The sequence below is a fragment of the Pseudoalteromonas sp. HM-SA03 genome, assembly GCF_002289345.1.
GTDB lineage: Bacteria > Pseudomonadota > Gammaproteobacteria > Enterobacterales > Alteromonadaceae > Pseudoalteromonas.
This window is the reverse complement of record NZ_NSDG01000008.1, coordinates 26,554-27,162: the sequence shown is the minus strand read 5'-3', so window position 1 is coordinate 27,162 and position 609 is coordinate 26,554. Positions and strand designations below refer to the sequence as shown.

General features: G+C 56.2%; 1 pseudogene. It reads right to left on the bottom strand.

From position 1 onward, the window contains the following. Positions 1 to 609: pseudogene (locus tag CKO50_RS24360) on the bottom strand (electron transport complex subunit RsxC); the annotation flags it as partial.

Genomic DNA, 609 nt, shown 5'->3' with positions numbered 1-609 from the left:
CGGCTTTACGCGGATCTTCCTCGGCGCTTTCCGTTGGAGCGCTTTGAGCAGCGTCTGCTTGCTCGCTTATGTTCTCGCCAGCTTCTTGTGCCTCTTTAGTGGCTTTCTTTGCCTTAGCTCTAGCAATTGCAGCGGCAACGGCGGCTTTGCGTGGATCTTCCTCGGCGCTTTCCGTTGGAGCGGCTTCTGAATGTTCGCCTGTGCTCTCGCCAGCTTCTTGTGCCTCTTTAGCGGCTTTCTTGGCCTTAGCTCTGGCAATTGCGGCAGCAACGGCGGCTTTACGTGGATCTTCCTCAGCGCTTTCCGTTGGAGCAGCTTCTGCTTGTTCGACTGTGCTCTCGCCAGCTTCTTCAGTCTCTTTAGCTGCTTTCTTGGCCTTAGCTCTGGCAATTGCGGCAGCAACGGCGGCTTTACGTGGATCTTCCTCGGCGCTTTCCGTTGGAGCGGCCTCTGAATGTTCGCCTGTGCTCTCGCCAGCTTCTTCCGCCTGTTTAGCGGCTTTCTTGGCCTTAGCTCTGGCAATTGCGGCAGCAACGGCTGCCTTTTTATCGCTTGGCGCTGCATTTTCGTCAGGTTCTGCCGTGTCTTCTGCGGCTGCTTTTTTGGCTT